This window comes from Duganella sp. Dugasp78, assembly GCF_059491455.1.
The window spans coordinates 1,086,080-1,100,722 of record NZ_CP168506.1 but is presented as its reverse complement, the minus strand read 5'-3'; the positions used below and the strand labels follow the sequence as shown (position 1 = coordinate 1,100,722).

Genomic DNA, 14,643 nt, shown 5'->3' with positions numbered 1-14,643 from the left:
AAACCAAAGGGATCTATGAAAAAATCGTATAAATCGTTTACCGCATTGGCCGCGCTGGCCGCCAGCACCGGCCTGGCGCAGGCGCAATCGGCCGTCACGGTGTATGGCAACATCGACCTTGGCGTGTTCAAGAAGACCGGCTCCACGCTCAGCGAAGGGCGCCGCGACAACAACCGGCTAGGTTTCAAGGGTGTCGAGGATCTGGGCGATGGCCTGAAGGCGCTGTTCCAACTGGAGATCCGCTACGACCCGGACGTCGGTACCATCGAGGGCACGACCCGTCCGCTGTTCCAGGGCCAGAGCCGGGTGGGGCTGCAGGGCAGCTTCGGTACGGTGCGCATCGGGCGCGGCCTGACGGCGCTGCAGGATTCCAACGTGGCGTTCGAACCGTTTCGCGGCACGCCCAGCACGGCGGGCTTTGTCACCGACCTGATGGTGGCCGGCTACACCAGCCAGCCGCTCGATCCGGCCGGCTCGTCGGCCAACCGCTTTTCCAATGCGGTGTTCTACAATTCGCCGGAGATCGCCGGCCTGCAACTCAATGTCACGGTCGCTACCCGCGAGGGCAATGGCAATCCGGCGCTGATCGGCCGCGGCACGCAGGCCGCGCCGCAATACGCGGCCAACGCCACCTTGACCAGTAATCCCTACTCGGTCTCGGCCACCTACCGCGCCGGCATATTCGCCGCGATGCTGGCGGCCGAGCGCAACGCGGCCGAAACCAAGCTGTGGTCGGTTGCCGGTTCGGTGCAGGCGCGGGGGGATCTGAAGCTGGTGGCGTCCTACCAAAGCCAGGACCAGGAGCACACGGTGGCGGTCAATTCCGTCACCAAGGCCTGGGTGGTTGGCGCCAATCTGGATATTGGTCCGGGGACATTGTTGGCGGGCTACGGCCGCAAGACGCCAGACGGCGCCGTGCCGACCAAGCAGATAGGGCTGGGCTACGAATACTATCTGTCGAAGCGGACCTTCCTGTACACGGATGTTTCCAACCGCAAGACCGCGACGTCGGTCAATTTCTACGGCGTGGGCATCCATCACAAATTCTGAGGCCGCCCGCCGCCGCGTTCTGGCGCCTGCCTGCACGGGCGGGCGCCAGCTTGCATCACTGTTGGCCGGCTTTGGCTTCCAGTTCCGCCAGGCGCGCTTCCAGCGCTTCCAGCTTGGCGCGGGTCTTGGCCAGGACTTGCGCCTGCACATCAAACTCCTCGCGCGTCACCAGGTCCAGCTTGGCAAAGCCCTGGGTCATCATCGACTTCACATTCTTCTCGATGTCCTTTGCTGGTGAGTTTTCGATGGCCTGATTGATCTTGCTTTGCAAGTCGTTGAAAAAAGTGTTCATATCCATAATATTCCTTGATCTGCGCGCCCAGGCGATGCACCATCGTAGTGCGCCATGGCCCTAATATGGTGCGAAATTCGGCAAAATCACCGTCGCACCCCTCTCATTCTCACATTCTTCCCAATACGGTGCCGTTGCCCTAGTCAAAACGGCAGCTAGCACCTAGGCAACATTAGCTGGCACGCATTCTGCTAAAGAAGCTATGAACGCCTACACAGCTTCGCTTCATACAAGATTTTAAACCGCAACTGCTAAATAAGTTCAACTACACAAGGAAAACAACGATGAAAAGCTTGAGCAAGAACTTCACCCTGATCGCAGCGTTGACTTTAGCATTCGCCTCCATGAGCGCCGGCATGGCGCGCGCCGAAGACGCGACACCCGCGCCGGAAGCGAAACCGGACAATGAAGTCAGCTTCAACGCTGCCATTGTCAGCGACTACCGCTACCGCGGCGTATCGCAAACTCGCCTGAAACCTGCACTGCAGGGCGGCGCAGACTACACCCACAACCCGACCGGCCTCTACGCCGGCACCTGGCTGTCGACCATCAAGTGGACCAAGGACGCGGGCGGCGACGGCGATATCGAATGGGATCTGTACGCCGGCAAACGCGGCGAGATCGTCAAGGACGTGAGCTATGACGTCGGCGGCCTCTACTACTTCTACCCATCCAACGGCCTGCATCCGAACGCCAACACCTTCGAATTGTACGGCCAGATCGGCTATGGCCCGGTCTCGCTGAAATACTCGCAATCGACCACCAACCTGTTCGGCACGCCAGACAGCAAGAACAGCGGCTACCTCGACGCATCCGGCAACTTCGAACTGACCGATGGCTATGTGCTGAACGTGCACGCCGGCCACCAGAACGTAAAACACACCAGCGCTGCCAGCTATACCGACTACAAGCTGGGCGTGACCAAAGATTTCGGCGTCGTCACGGTGGCATTGGCCGCGATCTATGCCGACCTGAAAATCGCCGTCGCACCGGACGGGAAAAACCTGGCCAAAACCGGGGCTGTCCTGACCATTTCCAAAACCTTCTAAGCGAGGCCAGCATGAAAATGATTACCGCCATTATCAAGCCGTTCAAGCTCGACGAGGTCCGCGAGGCCCTGTCGGCGATCAACGTGCAAGGCATCACCGTGACCGAGGTCAAAGGCTTCGGTCGCCAGAAAGGCCACACCGAGCTGTACCGCGGTGCTGAATACGTGGTGGACTTCCTGCCCAAGACCAAGATCGAAGCGGCGGTGGACGATTCCATCGTCGAGCAGGCGATCGAAGCGATCGAAGGCGCTGCCCGCACCGGCAAAATCGGCGACGGCAAGATCTTCGTGTACAACCTGGAACAAGTAATACGTATTCGTACCGGCGAAACCGGCAACGAAGCTCTTTAAGGGGAAGCTTGATGAAGAAAACTATAACAACGTTGCTGGCTGGGGTTTCCATCCTGTTCGCGCTGTCCGCGCCGCTGCACGCCGAGGACGCCAAACCGGCCGCATCGGCTCCGGTCGCCTCCGCTGCCGCGCCTGCCGCGTCGGCGCCTGAAGCGGCTCCTGCCGCCGCGCCGGCCGCCGCCCCAGCTGCTGCTGCGCCGGCCGCCGCCGCGCCAGCGGAAGCAGCTCCGGCCGCTGCACCGGCCGCAGCACCTGTCCCGAACAAGGGCGACACCGCCTGGATGATGGTGTCGACCATCCTGGTCATCATGATGTCGATTCCCGGCCTGGCGCTGTTCTACGGCGGTCTGGTCCGTTCCAAGAACATGCTGTCTATCCTGCTGCAAGTGTTCACCATCTTCGCGCTGATCATCGTGCTGTGGTGCGTGTACGGTTACTCGCTGGCCTTCACCGAGGGCAACGCCTTCGTTGGTAAATTCGACCGCCTGTTCCTGAACGGTATCTGGGATCCGGCCAAGGCCACCTTCGCCACCGCCGCCACCTTCAGCAAAGGCGTGGTCATTCCGGAGTTCGTGTACGTGGTGTTCCAGGCGACCTTCGCCGCCATCACCTGCGGCCTGATCGTCGGTTCCTTCGCCGAACGCGCCAAGTTCACCGCCGTGCTGGCCTTCGTCGTGCTGTGGTTCACCTTCGCCTACCTGCCGGTCGCTCACATGGTCTGGTTCTGGACCGGTCCTGATGCGATCAAGGATGCCGCAACGCTGGCCACCGAAACCGCCAAAGCCGGCTTCCTGTGGCAAAAAGGCGCGCTGGACTTCGCCGGCGGCACCGTGGTGCACATCAACGCCGCTGTTGCCGGCCTGGTGGGCGCTTACATGATGGGCAAACGCGTTGGCTACGGCCGCGAATCCATGGCGCCGCACTCGCTGACCATGACCATGATCGGCGCTTCGCTGCTGTGGGTGGGCTGGTTCGGTTTCAATGCCGGTTCGGCACTGGAAGCGGGCGACGTCGCCGCACTGGCCTTCGTCAACACGCTGCTGGCTACCGCTGCCGCCACCATGTCTTGGCTGCTGGGCGAGTGGATCGTCAAGGGCAAGCCTTCGATGCTGGGTGCCGCTTCGGGCGCCGTTGCCGGCCTGGTGGCCATCACCCCGGCTTGCGGCTACGTCGGTCCGATGGGCGCGCTGATCATGGGCCTGCTGGCCGGTGTGGTCTGCCTGTGGGGCGTGAACGGCCTGAAGCGCCTGCTGGGCGCGGATGACTCGCTGGACGTGTTCGGCGTGCACGGCGTCGGTGGTATCCTGGGCGCGCTGCTGACCGGCGTGTTCGCTTCGCCATCGCTGGGCGGTCAAGGCATCTTCGACTACGTCACCAACAAGATGTCGGCCGATCCATACTCGATCGTCAGCCAAGTGACGATCCAGGGCACCGCCATCGGCACCACCGTCATCTGGTCGGCCGTCGTATCGCTGATCGCTTACAAGCTGGTTGATATCGTCATCGGCCTGCGCGTGCCGGAAGAAGAGGAACGCGAAGGCCTGGACATCACCAGCCATGGCGAGTCCGCTTACCACGCCTGATTAACCTTCTCGTAGTTCAAAATGCCGTTCAGCCTGAGCTGAGCGGCATTTTTTTTGGGGGCTTGCAAACAGCTGCGGCAGGCCGGTTCGGAATCCGCGATAGATGTTCGCTTCCCGCCCGCTGACGCCGTCCCCCCGGCGATACAGTACCACTCATGGACCGGGGCACTTCGCTTCGGAGCGCATCGAGGAGTGGGTACATGATCAAGGAAATCCGCATTTTGTCGGGACGCCATCGCGGCGCGACGCTGCGCCTGGCGCCGGGCATCTGGAGCATCGGCGACGACGAGGCGGCCTGCGTCCACCTCAGCGACTGGCGCCATGAAGCGGTCAGCCTGAGCATTGCCGAGGACGGCCGCATCGGCTGGAGCGCCGGCGGCGACACCCACCCGGTCAACGAACACCAAGTCCTGCATTTCGGCGACATCGCGCTCAGCGTCGGCGATCCCGATGCCGTGCCAGTCCCCGCCACGCAGTCCGGCGCGCCCGCGCCGGACCTGGCGCGCCAGCCGGCGCGGCGCAACATGAAACGCTGGCTGGCCTTCGGCGCGGTGGCGGTGCCGGGCGCTTTGCTGAGCACGGCGCTGCTGGCGATGCAGCCAGGCCACATGCGTCCCGCGTCGGCGCTCGACGGCCTGTCGCGCCAACTGCCGCCGCTGCTGGCAGGCATCGGCCAGGCCGGCCTGCAGGTCGGCGAACACGACGGGCTGATCGTGGTGCGCGGCGTGGTCCGCAACGGCGCCGAAGCCGGCGCGGTGCGCGATCTGCTGCGCCGGTTCGCGCCCGACCGTTCGGTGGCGCACCTGGCCATCGTCAACGACGTGCTGGCCGGCATCAGCGAATCGCTGCGCGAACCCAATCTCCAGGCCAGCTACCAGGGCGACGGCGATTTCCTCGTCTCCGGCACCACCCGCGACCGCGCCGCAGTCCAGCGCAAGCTGACCCAGCTGGCGGCCGACTTCGGCCCCGCCGTGCGCCGGCTCGACACCCGGCTGACCGAGGTGCGCCCCGGCTGGAGCGTGGCCGACAGCGACTCGGCGCTGGATGCCGGCGGGCTGCGCTATGTGCAGTCGACCGACGGCAGCAAACACTTTCCGGCAACCGCGATGGGCGATACCAGCCCGTTGACGATGGCCACCTCTCCCTGATCAACCCCGGAGTCCGACATGTTTCCATCATTGACTAACGACATCCTCACCGACATGGACAGCTTCCAGGTTCTGGCCGAGGTCCCGTCCAACGATCCGCGCTGCCACGCCGTGGTGCAGGCCCTGCAGCGCAGCGCGGTCGAGTTCGCCAACTGGCCGGCCGAAGCCGACCCGGTGCTGCGCAAGGAAAAGCAGACGCTGCACGCCGGCCTGCTGGCCGCCGCGCAGATCTGCCAGGCCGTGCGGCAGTAATCAGTTTCATCGCAGTTTCCGTAGTACTTGCAGTGCCGTTGTTCACCCGTTTTGGGATATTTGATTTCTTTTAAGGAGTTACACCATGAGCACCAAAACCGCCGCTTCGAACGCCGCTTCCACCGCCGCCAACTTCGGTGACGCCGCCGGTACCATCAGCGCCATGCAGGCCAACGCCGCCGCCACCATGGCCGCGCAGGACGCGCTGGCCAAGATCCAGAATGACATCGCGCTGAACCAGGCCAAGAACTCGGTTATCGAGGAACTGGGCAAGGGCCTGAAAGCGCTGGCGCAGTAAGCCCGCCGGCGCGCGCGGCCGGGACCGAGGTCACGTCGGTCCAGTCCGCGGCGCCCGCCGTATCGCATTGTTGCAGGCACGATCCGCCATTCCGGCACTTTTTAATTTTTAAGGAGTCACACCATGAGCACCAAAACCCAAGCTTCGAACGCCGCTTCCACCGCCGCCAACTTCGGCGACGCCGCAGGCACCATCAGCGCCATGCAAGCCAACGCCGCCGCCACCATGGCCGCGCAGGACGCGCTGGCCAAGATCCAGAACGACATCGCGCTGAACCAGGCCAAGAACTCGGTCATCGAGGAACTGGGCAAGGGTCTGAAGGCGCTGGCGCAGTGATGCCGCAGTGGCTGCCGCGCCCAACGGCGCGGCGGCCTCGCACGGGAAGCCCGGGTGCAATGCCCAGGCATTCCGCACCTTACAACCGGCGCCAGCCGGTTTTTTTTCATCGCAGGCATCAGGGCCACCATGAGTGCAGAACGCTACGCCGACGTTGTTCATGAACTGTGCGCCAGCCTGGGCATCCCGGACGCCGACGCCGTGCTGGAGCATGGCCTGCTCGACGTCGAGGGCTTCGACGTGCTGATCGATCATCTGGAAGCCGACCCCGGCGCGCTCTACCTCCATTTCAATTACGGTATCGTCAGCAGCGGCCGCACGCTCAAGGCTTACCGCCTGCTGCTGGAAGCGAACCTGGTGGTGTACGCGCAGGACCAGGCCCAGCTGGGCATGGACGCCGAGACCGGCGGCATCGTCATGATCGTGCGGGTGGAGTTCTGCGACGAGGTGGGGGGCGACTGGCTGATCGAGCTGCTGGCGCATTACGCCGAGCACGGCCGCTACTGGCGCGACAACATCTTTCAGACCGACGACGAGATGTACGAGCAGATCGCCAACGGTTCTTATCTGTGGATTAAAGCCTGAGGCGTTTCAGCCGCGCGCACCGCGCAGCAGCACGTCGATCTTGGCGAGGGCCAGGGCGCGCTGGCGGTCGGTGCGCGGACGCGCCGCGTTCAACAGCAGCACCGGCAGGAACAGGTGGAGTTGCCGCAGCGGCGGCGCCGCTTGCGGCATGGGCGCAGGCAGCAGCACGGTCAGCTGCTGGCGCACCGCGGCCAGCGTGCCCGGACTGCCGCCGGGACCGGCCGGCAGGCTCAGATAGTCGCGCATGGCACGCAGCACCGGCGCCGTCAGCGGCGTGCCGGGAGCGGGATTGCGCTGCGCCGCGTGCAGCGTCATCAGCGCCCCGGTCAGTGTGGGAAAATGCGCGCGATCGCCCGGCGCCGGCAGCGCTGGCGCCGCAGCGCCATGCTTCAGCCGCGCCAGCGCGTCCCGTCCCGGAGCGGCCGCAGCACTGGGGGCCGTCTGGTCCGTTTGGTCGCCGCGCCCGGCGTCGTGCTGGGGCGGGCGCCATGGCTGCTGGCCCGCCTGGCCATCGCGTTTCTTGATGCCCGCCTGTATCCTGGGCCGCGCCGGCGATTGCGACTGCGCCTGCGTCTGCGCCTGGGATTCCAGCAACAGCAGCAGTTCCTCGATCTCGCCGGCGGTGTCGTGGACGTTGCCGGCGCCGCGCTTCTGGCGCGCCTGCAGTTTGGCCAGCAGCGCGGCCACGCGCGAGTGCAGCGGCGTTAGCACCACGTCGGACTGCGCGGCGGCATCGGCGCTGCCGGCAAAATGATGATGGCCGGCGCGGCGGCCGGCCAGACTGCGCTGGGCCGCCGCGGCCGCGCTGAGGGTGGGACGATTGGCGGCCTCGACTTCGGCCTGCGCCATCAGCTGCTGCAGCGCGCCGGGGCCGGACGGATCGATTCTCATGCGAAGATCGACTGCATGACGCTGCGCGCGAACTGCAGCACGGCCGAGGCGCCCCAGGGCGCGGCCAGCATGACGGTCACCGACACCGCCACCAGTTTGATGCTTTGCGAAATGCTCGAATCCTGCAGCGAGGTGACCGCCTGCAGGAAGGACACCACCAGCCCCACCAGCGCGGCCACCAGCACCGCCGGCAGCGAGATGAGCAGGCACAGCATCATGGCGTTGGAGGTCATGCGTCCGATATTGTCAAAATCCATAAGTCACCTGTAAGTGAGCACCAGCCCGTGGATCAGCGTGGACCAGCCGTCCATCACCACGAACAACAGCAGTTTGAAGGGAATGGCGACGTTGCTGGGCGTGACCTGCGACAGCCCCATCGCCATCAGGATGTTGGCCACCACCAGGTCGATGACCACGAACACCAGGTACAGCAGGAAGCCGATCTTGAACGCGGCGGTCAGCTCGGTCAGCGCGAAGGCCGGCGCCAGCACCATCAGGTCGTTGGGCTTGAGCTGGGCCGCCTTGTCGGCCGGCCAGATCTGCGCCGCCGAGCGCAGGAAGAAGGTCTTCTCGCGCTCGTTGGTGTGCTTGACCAGGAACTGGCGGAACGGGTCGCGTGCGCCGTCCAGCAGCTGCACCACGCTGTTGCCGCCGGCCTCGCCGCCGTGCGACTGGGCCTGCTTCATGGCCTCCATGCCGACCGGCGCCATCACATAGCACGAGACGATGATGGCGATGCCGTTGAGCACCGTGTTGGGCGGCACCTGCTGCACGCCGATGGCGTTGCGCAGCAGGCCCAGCACCACCACGATCTTGGTGTAGGAGGTCACCACCATGGCGGCGAACGGCAGCAGCGCCAGCGTGAAGACCGCCAGGATCAGCGAGGCGAAATCAGGCGTCTGGTTCATGGGCGTGGCTCATCGCGCTGATCTGGAAACCGAGCTGTTCGCCCACCACCACCAGCGTGCCGTGGCCCAGCGTCTGGCCGCAGGCCACCATGCGCACGCGGGCGTCGGCCAGCGACAGCGGCAGTTCCAGCACCTGGCCGGGCTGCATGGCGCCGATCTGGTGCAGCGGCATGGCGAGGGTGACGATTTCCAGCGTGACGGGCAGTTCCAGCGCGGCGACATCGGTCAATGGGCTGTCGGCGCCGGGGGAGAGGTGGTCCATGGTCGATGGCTCCAGGCTAAGGGTGGGGGAAGTGTCCAGGGTGACGGCGCGGCCGTCGATGGCGGCCGCGGCGCGGTAGTGCAGGCCGTGGCGCGCGGCCCAGCGCAGCGTGACGCCGGCCAGCGCGGCGGCATCGCTCACGCCGCCGCGCCAGCCCAGCAGCACGTCGCCGGGACGCAGCGAGGCCAGCAGCGCGGTGGCGCAGCGGCGCTCGCCCAGCACGGCGGCGCCGGCCAGCGGCAGCGCGCCCAGCCAGTCCGGCAGGATGGTGGCCGGACGCGGCGTGGCCTCCAGCGCGGTCAGCAGGCCGGGGTCGATCGCGGTCAGCACCAGCATGGCGCCGTGGCCGGCATCGTCGGCGCGGTGGCCGTGGTGCAGCCGCAGTGCCAGGCCGCCGGCGATGGCCTGGCCGGCGTCGTCATCGTCGAGCGGCGCCAGGTCCGTCACCGACAGCGGGGACAGGCCCAGTTGCTGCAATCGGTCGAGGCAGGGCTGCAGCAGCGCGCCGGCCAGCATGGCGCGCCACTGGCCCGGCGGACCGAGCGCGGCGCAGTCGAGCGCGGGATGGTCCTGCAGATCCAGCACGCAGTGCAGGGCGCCGTGCGCGCTGCGCAATGTGAGGCGGGCGGGACGGGTGAGCTGGTCGGCACGGCACGGCGTCGGCGCGAGCACGATGTCCAGCATGGCTGCCAGCGCGGCGCCGCGCTGGTCGAACACGGCGCGGCTCAGCCGCGCCAGCGGCGGCGCCAGCGACGGCAGGCGCGACTGCAACGGCTCTATGGGTTTGTGATCTCGGGGCATGGCGGTTCCTGGTTGTCGGCGCCGGCGTCACCAGCAGACGATGTCCACCTCGATCCGGGCCGGCAGCAAGGCGCCCAGGCGTCGGGCCAGTTCCTTGCTGTTGTCTAAGATTACGTGGCGGGCGTCGCGGTCGCCGCTCTCAAAGCGAAGCAACAGCCGACAGGACGAAAGGATCAGGTGCAGCCGGGTGGCCGGCAGCAGGCGCGGATCGAGCGCGATGCGCAGCTCCCAGTTGCCGCTGTCGAGGATGGTTGGGGCGTTGCAGAACTGCGCGATCAGGGCCGCCAGCCGCGCGGTGCGCAGGCTGGCCTGCTCGTCGCGCATGCAGGCGCGGGCGATGCGGCTGGACAGGGCCGGGCCGTCGCCATCATCGGCGGGCGGGCGGCCGGCCGCGTCGGGGGCCTCGGCTGGCTTGGATGCTTCGGCGGCCTCGGCCGGATCGGCCGGCGCTGCATGGTCGGCATGGGCCGGGCCGGAGGCGAAGGCGCCTGCCGCCGCCGCATCGGCGTCCGTGGCGTCCGCCGGCGCTTGGCCGTCGTCGTGCGGCGCCGCTTCGCCATCCGGACCGGCGTTCAGGGCGGCATAGCGGGCGCCGAATTGCTGGCGCTGGGAGGCGCGCTGGCGGCCACCGCCGGCCGGCGCCGTTTCGCCGCGCGGCAACAGCCGCACCGTCTGTGGCGCCTGGGATTTGAGCGTCATGGCCGGCCCGCCTTACAGCACCAGCCTGCCCAGCGGCTGCAGGTCGACGTCGCCGCCCAGCTCCTGGAACGAATACACGTCCAGCCAGTCCAGCTTGTGCTCGATCATGCGCCGCACGTAGCGCCGGATGTCCATCGACGTCACCACCGCCAGCAGCGGCGCCGGCGCCGGGCCGGCGATCTGCTCGATGCGGGCGACGATGGCCTGCACCTGGTCCGGCGCCAGCGTCAGGTAATTGCCGGCCGGCGTGGCCTTGATGGCCTGGCGGATCAGCTGTTCGACGCTGGTGTCGAGCAGGATGGCCGGCAGCTTGCGCTGGCCGCCGGTGGCGCGGTGCGCGATGAAGCGGCCGAGATCGCCCCGCACATATTCGCTCAGCGTCAGCATGTCCTTTTCCTTCGGCCCCCAGGACACCAGGCTCTCCAGGATGGCGCGCATATTGCGGATCGGGATGCGCTCCTCCAGCAGGCGGCGCAGCACGTCGGCGATGCGCTGCGCCGGCAGCGCCTTCTTGACCTCTTCCACCAGGCCCGGATAGTCGGCGCCCACGCGGTCCAGCAGCCATTGGGTTTCCTGCAGGCCGATGAACAGCTGGGCGTGCGCGCGCAGCGTGGCCGCGGTGCGCTCGACCAGGACCGCCTCCAGCGCGCCGGGCGCGTCCGGCGGCGCCAGCTCGGCCTGGGCCACCGGCACATCCTGCAGCGACAGCTCGTAGCTCAGCCCGGACAACGCCGCGCTTTTCCAGATCGCCAGGCCGGGGAAGGGCAGGCCCAGCTCCTCGACCAGGCCCTGGCGCGCGGCCTCGAAGGCGCGGTCCAGCACGGCGGGGTCGAGCTGGCCGGCCAGCTGCGGCGACAGCTTGATCGCGATCGGCGGCGAGAACGGCGGCGCGTTGTCGGCGATGGTCGGCATGTCCTGCTTGTCGTCGGCGCCGGCCAGGCGCTTGAGCGAGGGCAGGCCGGGGCCGCCGGCCGCCACCGCCTTTTCCTTCTTGCGCAGCACTAGGCCGGACGCGCACACCATGGCCGCCAGCAGCAGGAACATGGTGGACGGGAAGCCCGGCACGAAGGCGAACGCGCCCAGCAGCGCGCTGGCGGTGAACAGGGCGCGCGCGTTGCCGGTCAGCTGGCGCGCGATCTCGGCGCCCAGCGACTGCTCGCCCTCGCTGTGCTCGTCGGCCACGCGGGTGATCATGATGCCGGCCGCCACCGAGATCAGCAGCGACGGGATCTGCGACACCATGGCGTCGCCCACCGACAGCACGGCGAAGCGGTTGGCGGCCTCGCCGGCGCTCATGCCGTGGTAGCTGACGCCGACCACGATGCCGGCCAGGATGTTGACCAGCGTGATGATCAGGCCGGCGATGGCGTCGCCCTTGACGAACTTCATGGCGCCGTCCATGCCGCCGTGCAGCTGGCTCTCGGTGGCCAGCAGCGCGCGCTTGCGGCGGGCCGCGTCGGCCGTCAGGTTGCCGGCCCGCAGGTCGGCGTCTATGCTCATTTGCTTGCCCGGCATGGCGTCCAGCGTGAAGCGCGCGCCGACCTCGGCCACCCGCTCCGAACCCTTGGCGATGACGATGAACTGCACCGTGGCGATGATCAGGAACACCACCAGCCCGACCACCAGGTTGCCGCCCACCACCAGCTGGCCGAAGCTCTCGATGATGTGGCCGGCGTCCGCGTGCAGCAGGATGGACTTGGTGGAGGCGATGTTGAGCGACAGCCGGAACATGGTGGTAAACAGCAGCAGCGACGGGAACGACGAGAACGACACGGCGCTGGGAATGTACATGGTCATCATCAGCAAGATCACGCTGATCGAGATGTTGACCGCCAGCAGGGTGTCGATGGCGAACACCGGCAGCGGCAATATCATCAGCGCGATGACGGCCACCACCACGCCGGAGATGGCGATCTCGCCGCCGAGTTCCATTTTTTTAAGCACGTTCATATTGAGTCCACAAGGTGAGAGGAGGGCGGCGCGCCGGCGTCGGAGGTGCCGATGTCGCGCACCCATTTCAGGATCACGGCGACGGTGTCGAACAGGGCTTCCGGGATGGCGCCGCCCAGCGGCACGGTGTACAGCGCGCGCGCCAGCGGCGGATTGCCGACGATGGGAATGGCCAGCTCCTGCGCCAGGCGGCGGATCTCCAGCGCCTGCTCGTCGAGCCCCTTGGCCACCACCTGCGGCAGGCCCAGCCCGTGCGGGTCGTAGCACAGCGCCACCGCGTAGTGGGTCGGGTTGACGATCACGGCTTGGGCGCGCCGCAGCTGGTCGCGGCTCGGCGGCGCCGGGCCGATCGCGATCTCCTTGGCCAGCTGCTTGCGCTGGCCCTTCAGGTGCGGATCGCCGTCGGATTCCTTGTGCTCGCGCTTGACCTCGTCCTTGCTCATGCGCTGGTCGCGCAGGAACAGCCAGCGCTGGATGCCGAAGTCCGCCGCGCCGATCAGCAGGAACAGCGCGCCGCCGACCAGCATGAAGCGCGTCAGCACGGTCCAGCCCAGTTGGGCGATGCCGGCCGCCGGCTGGTAGGCCACGCCCACGATCAGCGGTACCAGCAGCACGGTGGTCTTCCACATCACGACAAAGATCAGCACCGCCTTGACCAGCATCTTGCCCAGGTCGACCATCGAGCGCATCGAGAAGATGCGGGTCAGGCCGGCGCCGGGATTGACGGCGTCGAACTTGAGCTCGACCGGCTTGGTCGAGAAGTTGACGCCGGTCTGCAGCAGCGTGCCGGCCACCGCCGCCAGCACGCTGACCGCCAGGAACGGCGCCAGCAGCATCAGCCCCTGCAGGCCGATGCGGCGCGCGTGCAGCAGCAGGTCGGCGCCGGGCTGGCCGACGGCCGCCAGCGCCCCGGCCAGCAGCGCGCGCAAGCCGTCGGCCAACGCCGGGCCGGCCATGATCATCAGCGCCGCGTTGGACAACAGCACGGCCGCGCCGGTGAGGTCGGTGCTCTTGGGCGACTTGCCGTCGCGCCTGGCGTCTTCGAGCTTCTTTTCACTGGGTTCTTCGGTTTTTTCGTCTGACATGGGGCCGCCGGGTTGGGGGAGAGACTCGGGGCCGATTGTCGCCGCCGCCCGTGCTGCGGCCCTGGCGTCAAACGAAAGCGCGGCGCGGCGGACGAAGCGGGGACGGCGCTTTCGTTTGGCGCGCCGCCGGTTCGCTCCGTCGCTCTTCGCTCCGGCCCCGGCACGCTATCGTGCTCCCCAGTACACCCCATGACTCCACAAGGTAGGACATACCATGAACGATTACAGCACCTGCGACCGCAAGGTCGTCACCGGCCTGATCGAAATCCTGATGGCGGGCATCAAGCACGACAAACTGGCCGACGCCGATGCGCTGCTGGCGGCGCTGCGCGTGCTGCGTCCGCAGTTCCGCGAACTGGACACCTTCGACGCCTGGCTGCTCATCAAGCGCAAGCAGTACATCGAGGCGACCCACGTGCTGCGCAATCTGCATGGCAGCAGCGTCGAGATGCAGAACCTGCCGATCTGCACCGCGCTGCAGGCGCTGTGCCTGTACGCCTCGGGCGATCCGTCCTGGCGCATCAGCGCCAACGAGGTGCTGGTGCGCAATGACGACCCGGAGGCGGTGGGCCTGGTCAACCTGTTGTTCGGCAAATTGCCGGAGGCGGCGGACGGCACCCCGGAACTGGCCTGGACGCCGCCGGAGCCGGTGCCGGTGCAGGAAGCGCCCAGCCATCACTACTACCTGCGCGCCTGAGGAGAACGCCATGATCAGCCCCATCCCTCCCGTGCCGCCGGTCAGCCACGTGCCGGCCGCCGCGCCCGTCGCCGCAGCGGCCGCCGCTCCCGTTCCACCGCCGCCCGAGCCGGCCCTGGTCGACCGCTTCGCCGCGCTGATGCGCGACGGCGGCCCGCACGCGCACCACGCGCACGGCCCGTCTCAGCTCGAGCGCATGGTGGCCGCCGAGGACCAGTCGGCCAAGGACACCATCGACACCATCCGCACCTTCTCGATCGCCGACGTGCCCGACGCGCCCGCCGCGGCGGCGGCCGCCGTCAAGATGCAGACCGAGATGGCGATGCTGTCGTTCAAGCTGAACGTCGTCAACACGCTGGCGGAGTCCGGCAAGACGGCGGTCCAGACCCTGATGAAGAACCAATAAG

19 protein-coding genes are annotated in these 14,643 nt (G+C 67.2%); 11 read left to right on the top strand and 8 right to left on the bottom strand.

Annotated features, from left to right (window positions below; all coding sequences use genetic code 11):
• The first annotated feature begins 15 nt into the window (after positions 1-15).
• A complete protein-coding gene (locus ACEN9O_RS04970; protein ID WP_495616532.1) occupies positions 16-1,050 on the top strand; it encodes a porin in 1,035 nt (344 codons plus the stop codon).
• Positions 1,051-1,105: 55 nt separating this feature from the next.
• On the opposite strand, the gene ACEN9O_RS04965 is transcribed toward ACEN9O_RS04970, so the two are convergent.
• Entirely contained in the window at positions 1,106-1,348 is a 243-nt protein-coding gene (locus tag ACEN9O_RS04965; protein ID WP_161088022.1) for an accessory factor UbiK family protein, read from the bottom strand.
• 278 nt (positions 1,349-1,626) lie between these two features.
• On the opposite strand from ACEN9O_RS04965, the gene ACEN9O_RS04960 reads away from it, so the two are divergent.
• From ACEN9O_RS04960 to ACEN9O_RS04925, 8 genes are all read left to right on the top strand, one after another.
• Positions 1,627-2,391, top strand: a complete 765-nt coding sequence (locus tag ACEN9O_RS04960) for a TorF family putative porin (protein ID WP_495616531.1) — start codon at positions 1,627-1,629, stop codon at positions 2,389-2,391.
• 11 nt (positions 2,392-2,402) lie between these two features.
• Positions 2,403-2,741 carry a P-II family nitrogen regulator gene (locus ACEN9O_RS04955; protein WP_008444920.1) on the top strand — a complete coding sequence of 113 codons (339 nt, stop codon included), beginning with the start codon at positions 2,403-2,405 and terminating at the stop codon, positions 2,739-2,741.
• Between the two features lie 11 nt (positions 2,742-2,752).
• Positions 2,753-4,324, top strand: coding sequence for an ammonium transporter (locus tag ACEN9O_RS04950; RefSeq protein WP_495616530.1), 1,572 nt, complete (start codon positions 2,753-2,755; stop codon positions 4,322-4,324).
• Positions 4,325-4,524: 200 nt separating this feature from the next.
• Positions 4,525-5,472 carry a hypothetical protein gene (locus tag ACEN9O_RS04945; protein ID WP_495616529.1) on the top strand — a complete coding sequence of 316 codons (948 nt, stop codon included), beginning with the start codon at positions 4,525-4,527 and terminating at the stop codon, positions 5,470-5,472.
• Positions 5,473-5,490: 18 nt separating this feature from the next.
• Positions 5,491-5,724: a hypothetical protein gene (locus ACEN9O_RS04940; RefSeq protein ID WP_495616528.1), complete on the top strand. Its 234-nt coding sequence runs from the start codon at positions 5,491-5,493 to the stop codon at positions 5,722-5,724.
• Between the two features lie 85 nt (positions 5,725-5,809).
• Positions 5,810-6,022, top strand: coding sequence for a hypothetical protein (locus ACEN9O_RS04935; protein WP_495616527.1), 213 nt, complete (start codon positions 5,810-5,812; stop codon positions 6,020-6,022).
• A gap of 123 nt (positions 6,023-6,145) precedes the next feature.
• Positions 6,146-6,358 (top strand): hypothetical protein, encoded by a 213-nt coding sequence (locus tag ACEN9O_RS04930; protein WP_495616526.1) that lies wholly within the window; start codon positions 6,146-6,148, stop codon positions 6,356-6,358.
• Positions 6,359-6,487: 129 nt separating this feature from the next.
• Complete coding sequence (locus tag ACEN9O_RS04925) at positions 6,488-6,943, top strand: CesT family type III secretion system chaperone (RefSeq protein ID WP_495616525.1); 456 nt, start codon at positions 6,488-6,490, stop codon at positions 6,941-6,943.
• A 6-nt stretch (positions 6,944-6,949) separates the two neighbouring features.
• Here the strand turns inward: ACEN9O_RS04925 and ACEN9O_RS04920 are convergent, their stop codons facing one another.
• The 7 genes from ACEN9O_RS04920 to sctU are packed head-to-tail and all read right to left on the bottom strand — an operon-like array spanning position 6,950 to position 13,539.
• Positions 6,950-7,834, bottom strand: a complete 885-nt coding sequence (locus ACEN9O_RS04920; protein ID WP_495616524.1) for a hypothetical protein — start codon at positions 7,832-7,834, stop codon at positions 6,950-6,952.
• Entirely contained in the window at positions 7,831-8,091 is a 261-nt protein-coding gene (gene sctS / locus ACEN9O_RS04915) for a type III secretion system export apparatus subunit SctS (RefSeq protein ID WP_495616523.1), read from the bottom strand. Before sctS ends, ACEN9O_RS04920 begins: the two co-directional genes overlap by 4 nt.
• 3 nt (positions 8,092-8,094) lie before the next feature.
• The gene (gene sctR / locus ACEN9O_RS04910) at positions 8,095-8,742 is read right to left on the bottom strand and encodes a type III secretion system export apparatus subunit SctR (protein WP_495616522.1); all 648 of its coding nucleotides are present in this window, start codon (positions 8,740-8,742) and stop codon (positions 8,095-8,097) included.
• The gene (sctQ, locus tag ACEN9O_RS04905) at positions 8,726-9,805 is read right to left on the bottom strand and encodes a type III secretion system cytoplasmic ring protein SctQ (protein WP_495616521.1); all 1,080 of its coding nucleotides are present in this window, start codon (positions 9,803-9,805) and stop codon (positions 8,726-8,728) included. The genes sctR and sctQ overlap by 17 nt, the downstream gene beginning before the upstream one ends.
• 27 nt (positions 9,806-9,832) lie before the next feature.
• Positions 9,833-10,504 carry a type III secretion system protein SctP gene (gene sctP / locus ACEN9O_RS04900; RefSeq protein WP_495616520.1) on the bottom strand — a complete coding sequence of 224 codons (672 nt, stop codon included), beginning with the start codon at positions 10,502-10,504 and terminating at the stop codon, positions 9,833-9,835.
• Between the two features lie 12 nt (positions 10,505-10,516).
• The gene (locus ACEN9O_RS04895) at positions 10,517-12,454 is read right to left on the bottom strand and encodes an FHIPEP family type III secretion protein (protein WP_495616519.1); all 1,938 of its coding nucleotides are present in this window, start codon (positions 12,452-12,454) and stop codon (positions 10,517-10,519) included.
• Positions 12,451-13,539: a type III secretion system export apparatus subunit SctU gene (sctU, locus tag ACEN9O_RS04890; RefSeq protein WP_495616518.1), complete on the bottom strand. Its 1,089-nt coding sequence runs from the start codon at positions 13,537-13,539 to the stop codon at positions 12,451-12,453. Before sctU ends, ACEN9O_RS04895 begins: the two co-directional genes overlap by 4 nt.
• 214 nt (positions 13,540-13,753) lie before the next feature.
• On the opposite strand from sctU, the gene ACEN9O_RS04885 reads away from it, so the two are divergent.
• Positions 13,754-14,236 (top strand): HrpB1 family type III secretion system apparatus protein, encoded by a 483-nt coding sequence (locus tag ACEN9O_RS04885; RefSeq protein WP_495616517.1) that lies wholly within the window; start codon positions 13,754-13,756, stop codon positions 14,234-14,236.
• Between the two features lie 10 nt (positions 14,237-14,246).
• A complete protein-coding gene (locus ACEN9O_RS04880) occupies positions 14,247-14,642 on the top strand; it encodes a hypothetical protein (protein ID WP_495616516.1) in 396 nt (131 codons plus the stop codon).
• The last annotated feature ends 1 nt before the right edge of the window (position 14,643 follow it).